At 73.4% G+C, this 5,804-nt stretch carries 7 protein-coding genes; 4 read left to right on the forward strand and 3 right to left on the reverse strand.

What is annotated here, in order from left to right; all coding sequences use genetic code 11:
• From paaC to paaA, 3 genes are all read right to left on the reverse strand, one after another.
• Positions 1-642, reverse strand: a 642-nt coding sequence (paaC, locus tag PROKR_RS18205; protein ID WP_036965456.1) for a 1,2-phenylacetyl-CoA epoxidase subunit PaaC, incomplete at its 3' end; no start/stop codon positions are given.
• 64 nt (positions 643-706) lie between these two features.
• Positions 707-1,006, reverse strand: a complete 300-nt coding sequence (gene paaB, locus PROKR_RS18210) for a 1,2-phenylacetyl-CoA epoxidase subunit PaaB (protein WP_036965458.1) — start codon at positions 1,004-1,006, stop codon at positions 707-709.
• Positions 1,003-1,989, reverse strand: a complete 987-nt coding sequence (gene paaA, locus PROKR_RS18215) for a 1,2-phenylacetyl-CoA epoxidase subunit PaaA (RefSeq protein ID WP_036965460.1) — start codon at positions 1,987-1,989, stop codon at positions 1,003-1,005. The genes paaB and paaA overlap by 4 nt, the downstream gene beginning before the upstream one ends.
• Positions 1,990-2,090: 101 nt before the next feature.
• Between paaA and PROKR_RS18220 the strand changes: the two genes are divergently transcribed.
• The 4 genes from PROKR_RS18220 to PROKR_RS31675 all read left to right on the forward strand — a co-directional run.
• Entirely contained in the window at positions 2,091-2,714 is a 624-nt protein-coding gene (locus PROKR_RS18220; protein WP_036965462.1) for a TetR/AcrR family transcriptional regulator, read from the forward strand.
• 348 nt (positions 2,715-3,062) lie between these two features.
• A complete protein-coding gene (locus PROKR_RS18225; protein ID WP_036965464.1) occupies positions 3,063-3,800 on the forward strand; it encodes an enoyl-CoA hydratase/isomerase family protein in 738 nt (245 codons plus the stop codon).
• The gene (locus PROKR_RS18230; RefSeq protein WP_036965466.1) at positions 3,797-4,651 is read left to right on the forward strand and encodes a 3-hydroxyacyl-CoA dehydrogenase family protein; all 855 of its coding nucleotides are present in this window, start codon (positions 3,797-3,799) and stop codon (positions 4,649-4,651) included. Before PROKR_RS18225 ends, PROKR_RS18230 begins: the two co-directional genes overlap by 4 nt.
• A gap of 46 nt (positions 4,652-4,697) precedes the next feature.
• On the forward strand, positions 4,698-5,804 hold a 1,107-nt coding region (locus PROKR_RS31675; protein ID WP_036965468.1), incomplete at its 3' end, for an aldehyde dehydrogenase family protein.

Raw genomic sequence — 5,804 nt, forward strand, 5'->3', positions numbered from 1 at the left:
CGCCACCGCGGCGTCGGGCACCGCGTCGGCCGCCGGGTCGGCGGCGAACAGCTCGTCCACGAAGGGCCAGACCGCCTCCAGCCCGGCCAGCGTCCGCCGGCGCGACTCCTCGGTGCCCAGCGCGAGGCGGACCGTCCACAGCGTGGCGTGGTCCAGGTGGTAGGCGACCTCCTTGACGGCCTTGGCCGCGATCGCCGCCAGCGTGGCGTCGGCGCTGCCGGACAGGCTCCGGTACAGCGCCGTGAAGTACGCCGAGACCACGAGCTGACGCACGATCGTGCACGCGAAGTCGCCGTTCGGACGCTCGAAGATCTGCCGGCACCGGAAGTCGGCCTCGTCCCGGAAGTACGCCAGGTCGTCCTCAGTCTGGTCCCACGCCGACCCGGCATAGGTCAGCAGGCTGCGGGCATGCCCGAGCGTGTCGAGCGCGATGTTGCCGAGCGCCACGTCCTCCTCCAGCTCGGGGGCGTTCGCGATCCACGAGCCCAGGCGCTGCGCGAGCACCAGGGCGTCGTCGCCCAGGCCGAGCGCGTACCGCGCGACGTCGTCGGCGGCGCGGACCGGGTTGTCCCGTTCGGTCACCGAGGCGGCGATCGCCTCGGGCGTGAGGACCGCGGACGAGGGCTGGGGCGGGTTCGGCATCGGCTCTCCATCGAGCGTCGGGTGGTTGCAGGACCAGCGGGTGCTGGATCAGCGGGTACCGGGATCAGAGGTGCGGCACGGCCTGGGAGGCCGTGTAGTAGGTCGCGTGCCGGAAGTCCTTCCCGCGCGGCGACTCGAAATAGGCGTCCTTGGCGTCGGGGTCGGACGCCGTGATCGCGGCGGCGGGCACGACCCAGATCGAGACGCCCTCGCTGCGGCGGGTGTAGAGGTCGCGGGCGTTGCGCACGGCCAGCTCGGCGTCCGGCGCGTGCAGCGACCCGGCGTGCACGTGGGACAGCCCGCGCGACGAGCGCACGAACACCTCCCACAGGGGCCAGGTCTCCCGGCGGGGCTCTGCGGTCATGAGGCGATCCGTTCGCTCGTCGCGGTGCGCTCGGCGTACGCCCGGGCGGCCTCCCGGACCCACTCGCCCTCGGCGTGCGCGGCCCGGCGCTTGGCCAGGCGCAGCGAGTTGGCCTGCCCGTTCCCGTGCAGCACGTCGTGGAACTCGGCCCAGTCGAGCTCGCCGAAGTCGTGGTGCCCGCGCTCCTCGTTCCAGCGCAGGTCCGGGTCCGGCAGCGTGATCCCGAGGATCTCGGCCTGGGGCACGATCATGTCGACGAACCGCTGGCGCAGCTCGTCGTTCGAGAAGCGCTTGATCTTCCACGCCATGCTCTGCCGCGAGTTGGGCGACTCGGCGTCGGGCGGGCCGAACATCATCAACGCCGGCGCGTACCAGCGGTTCACCGACTCCTGCGCCATGGCGCGCTGCTCGTCGGTGCCGTTCATCAGCGCCAGCAGGATCTCGAAGCCCTGCCGCTGGTGGAACGACTCCTCCTTGCAGATGCGCACCATCGCCCGCCCGTACGGCCCGTAGGACGCGCGGCACAGCGGCACCTGGTTGGCGATCGCGGCCCCGTCCACCAGCCAGCCGATCGAGCCCATGTCGGCCCAGGACGGCGCCAGGTAGTTGAAGATCGAGGAGTACTTGGCCTTGCCGGAGTGCAGCGCGTCGAGCATCTCGTCGCGGGTGGTGCCGAGCGTCTCGGCCGCCGAGTAGAGGTAGAGCCCGTGCCCCGCCTCGTCCTGCACCTTCGCCATGAGGATCGCCTTGCGCTTGAGGCTGGGCGCGCGCGTGATCCAGTTGCCCTCGGGCTGCATGCCGATGATCTCGGAGTGCGCGTGCTGCGACATCTGCCGCACGAGCGCCTTGCGGTACGCCGGGGGCATCCAGTCGGTGGGCTCGATCCGCTTGTCGTCGGCGATGAGGGCGTCGAAGGCCGCGAGCCGCGCGGCCTCAGGGGCGCCGGCCGCGGGATCAGCCGTGGGCGGGTCTTCTGCGGGCATGCCGCCTCCTGCGCTGGAGTCCTACTTACCGATCGTTCAGTCAGGTTAGCACCGGCCCGGACGTGGCGGCAATGCCCGCCGGGTCGGTTAGGTTGGCTCGCATGGACGAACCCGACGGCGCCCCCGCACCCGCTCGACGCGGCGGCAACGGGCGCGCCGGGCGCGTGGCCTACGACCTGGACGCGGTGCTGTCGGTAGCGGTCCAGGCGTTCAACGAGCGCGGCTACGACGCGACGTCGATGGGTGCGCTCGCCGAGCGCCTCGGTACCAGCAAGTCCGCGATCTACTACCACGTGAGCGGCAAGGAGGAGCTGCTGCGGCTCGCGCTGGAGCGTGCCCTCGGCAAGCTCGAGCGGCTGCTCGACGAGCCCGACCCGGCGGCGAGCGCGCTGGACCGGCTGGAGCGCGTGCTCCGCGGCGCGGTGCGGGTGCTCGTGGCCGAGCTGCCGTTCGTCACGCTCCTGCTGCGGCTCCGCGGCAACACCGAGGTCGAGCGCGAGGCGCTGGCGCGCCGCCGCGAGTTCGACCACGCGGTGGCGCGGCTGGTCGAGGAGGCCGTGGCCGACGGCGCCCTGCGATCCGACGTCGACGCGCGCACGGCGACCCGGCTGCTCTTCGGCATGGTCAACTCCCTGGTCGAGTGGTACCGCCCCGGCGGCGGGCTCAGTGCCGACCAGCTCGCCGACGCCGTCGTCGCCATGGCGTTCGAGGGTCTGCGCGCCTAGGTCTTTGCCGCGGCCGGTTGTCTGGCACGTGGCGCGCACCGCTGCCGCTGCCGGCCGACTCCTGAGGTTCTGTTCGGGCCACGATGTTGCATCGTTTCAACGCCGGCTCTGCGGGCAGGAGCTCGTGGTCTGAACAGAACCTCAGGTGGGAACGGCGATGCGCGCGCCATGTGCGAGTCGCGAACCAGGCGGTGACGTCCAGGTCAGGCATTCCGCCGCGGCGGAGCCGCGCCCCGAGCAGAACCGGTCTTGAACCCGGCGACCGCACATGCGATGCTGCTACAGAACGAACGGTCAGTAAGTAGCGACGACGCTACCCCCCCCCGCGCGACCCGAGGTGATGAGGCCATGCCAGCACTGCGGCGCGTGGAGGACCGCGCGGACCGCCTGCACGTGCGCCTGGACCGCCCGGAGGTGCGCAACGCGATCGACCGCGCGATGGTCGACGAGCTGCACGCGGTCTGCGCCGAGCTGGAGGAGCGCCCGCGCCTGCTGCTGCTGTCCGGGACCGAGAAGGTCTTCGCCTCGGGCGCCGACATCGCGGAGCTGCGCGAGCGCGGCCGCGAGGACGCGCTGGCCGGCATCAACTCCCGGCTGTTCGTGCGCATCGCGCGGCTGCCCATGCCGGTGATCGCGGCCGTGGACGGCTGGGCGCTGGGCGGCGGCGCCGAGCTGGCCTACGCCGCCGACTTCCGGCTGGCCGGCGTCAACGCCCGGTTCGGCAACCCCGAGGTGGGCCTCGGCATCATCGCTGCGGCGGGCGCGACCTGGCGGCTCAAGGAGCTCGTGAGTGAGACCCTCGCGCTGGAGATGCTGCTCGCCGGCCGGGTGCTCGACGCCGCCGAGGCCCTGGCGGCGGGGCTGGTCAGCGCCGTGCACCCGTCGGCCGACCTGGTCGCCGCGGCCGACGCGCTCGCCGACCGTATCGCCGAGCAGGACCCGCTCGCGGTCCGCTACACCAAGCGGGTCTTCCGGGCACCACGGGACGCTCACCCCGACGTCGACGACGTCGCGCAGTCCGTGCTGTTCGAGTCGCCGGCCAAGCGCGCGCGGATGACCGCCTTCCTGGATCGGAAGAAGCCATGACGCTGCCGCGGACGGTCGGTGTGGTGGGCGGCGGCCGCATGGGCGTCGGGATCGCGCACGCGTTCCTCCTCGCGGGGGCCGCCGAGGTGGTCGTCGTCGAACGGGACGACCAGGCGGCCGCCCGGGCCCGGGCAGGGCTGGAGCGCGCCGTGGCGGCCAGCGTGGAGCGGGGGAGCATCCCGCGGACCGCCCCTGAGCTGCTGGGCCGGGCGCGGGTGACCACCAGCGTGGCCGACGTCGCCGCGGCCGGGCTCGTGGTCGAGGCCGTGCCCGAGGACCTCGCGACCAAGGTCGACGTCCTGGGCCGTGTCGAGGCGGTGCTGCCGCCGACGGCCTGGCTGGCGACCAACACCTCGTCCCTGTCGGTCGACGCGCTGGCCGGCCACCTGGACCACGCCGAGCGGTTCGTCGGGCTGCACTTCTTCAACCCCGTGCCCGCCTCGGCCCTGGTCGAGATCGTGCGCGGCGCGAGGACCGTGCCGGTCCTGGTCGAGGAGGCGGCCGCGTGGGTGGCCGACCTCGGCAAGGCCTCGATCGTCGTGTCCGACTCGCCGGGCTTCGCGAGCTCCCGGCTGGGCGTCGCGATCGGCCTGGAGGCGATCCGCATGGTCGAGGAAGGCGTGGCCTCGCCCGCCGACATCGACACCGCGATGGTGCGCGGCTACCGGTTCCCGGTGGGCCCGCTGCGGCTGACCGACCTGGTCGGGCTGGACGTGCGGCTCGGCATCGCCGAGCACCTCGAGCGCGAGCTGGGGCCGCGGTTCGCCGTGCCGCCGCTGCTGCGGGAGATGGTCGCCGCGGGCCGGCTGGGGCGCAAGGCCGGCGAGGGGTTCTTCCGGTGGGACGAGTGACATCGCCTGAGCACGAGACACGTTCGGACAGTGGAGAGGAAGCGTCATGACCGCGACGGAGACCCCGGTTCGCCAGCTCGACAGCTACGTCCTCGGGGCGTGGCAGCGCCCGCCGTCGGACGGCGACGGGCAGGTGGTGCGCGACGCCGCGACGGGCGAGCCGATCGTGTCGGTCGCCGCCGGCGGCATCGACCTGGGGGCCGTGGTCGAGTACGGCCGGACGGTCGGCCAGGCGGCGCTCGGCGCGCTGACGTTCCACCAGCGGGCGCTCCTGCTCAAGCGGCTCGCGCAGCACCTGACCGGAGTCAAGGACGGCCTGTACGAGGTGAGCCTGCGCACCGGGGCGACCCGGCGGGACAGCACGGTCGACATCGACGGCGGCATCGGCGTGCTGTTCACCTACGGGTCGAAGGGGCGCCGGGAGCTGCCCAACGCGCAGGTGCTGGTCGACGGCCCGCCGGAGAACCTGTCGCGCGACGGCTCGTTCGGCGGCCAGCACGTGCGGCTGCGGCGCCCGGGCGTCGCCTTCCAGGTCAACGCCTTCAACTTCCCCGTCTGGGGCATGCTGGAGAAGTTCGCCCCGGCCTTCCTCGCCGGGGTGCCGACGATCGTCAAACCGGCATCGGCCACCGCCTACCTCGCCGAGGCCGCGGTGCGCGCGATCGTCGAGGCGGACCTCCTTCCGGAGGGGTCGCTCCAGCTCGTCAGCGGCCCGGCGCGCGGGTTCCTGGACTTCCTGGACGTGCGCGACGCCGTGGGCTTCACCGGCTCGGCCTCCACGGCGCGCGTGCTCGCGGTCGACGACGCTGTGATCCGCCGGGGCGTGCACCTCACCGCCGAGACGGACTCGCTGAACGCCGCCCTGCTCGGCCCCGACGCGGAGCCCGGGAGCCCGGAGTTCACGGCGTTCGTCGCCTCCGTGGTCACCGAGATGACCGTGAAGGCCGGGCAGAAGTGCACCGCGATCCGGCGGGTGATCGTCCCGGCGGACCGCCAGGACGCCGTGGTCGACGCCGTGCGCGAGCGGATCGCGCAGCGCGTCGTCGTGGGCGACCCGCGGGCCGAGGGCGTCACGATGGGCGCCCTGGCGAGCGCCGCGCAGAAGGACGAGGTGCTGCGCAGCGTGCGCGAGCTCGTCGCGGGCGGCGGGCAG

The organism is Promicromonospora kroppenstedtii DSM 19349, assembly GCF_000515355.1.
Lineage (GTDB): Bacteria > Actinomycetota > Actinomycetes > Actinomycetales > Cellulomonadaceae > Promicromonospora > Promicromonospora kroppenstedtii.

What these genes read in the sequence shown, in the direction of transcription:
- paaB (WP_036965458.1), bottom strand. Translation starts at nt 1,006, where the DNA reads ATGACCGCAGAGCCCCGCCGGGAGACCTGGCCCCTGTGGGAGGTGTTC.
- paaA (WP_036965460.1), bottom strand. Translation starts at nt 1,989, where the DNA reads ATGCCCGCAGAAGACCCGCCCACGGCTGATCCCGCGGCCGGCGCCCCT.
- PROKR_RS18220 (WP_036965462.1), top strand. Translation starts at nt 2,091, where the DNA reads ATGGACGAACCCGACGGCGCCCCCGCACCCGCTCGACGCGGCGGCAAC.
- PROKR_RS18225 (WP_036965464.1), top strand. Translation starts at nt 3,063, where the DNA reads ATGCCAGCACTGCGGCGCGTGGAGGACCGCGCGGACCGCCTGCACGTG.
- PROKR_RS18230 (WP_036965466.1), top strand. Translation starts at nt 3,797, where the DNA reads ATGACGCTGCCGCGGACGGTCGGTGTGGTGGGCGGCGGCCGCATGGGC.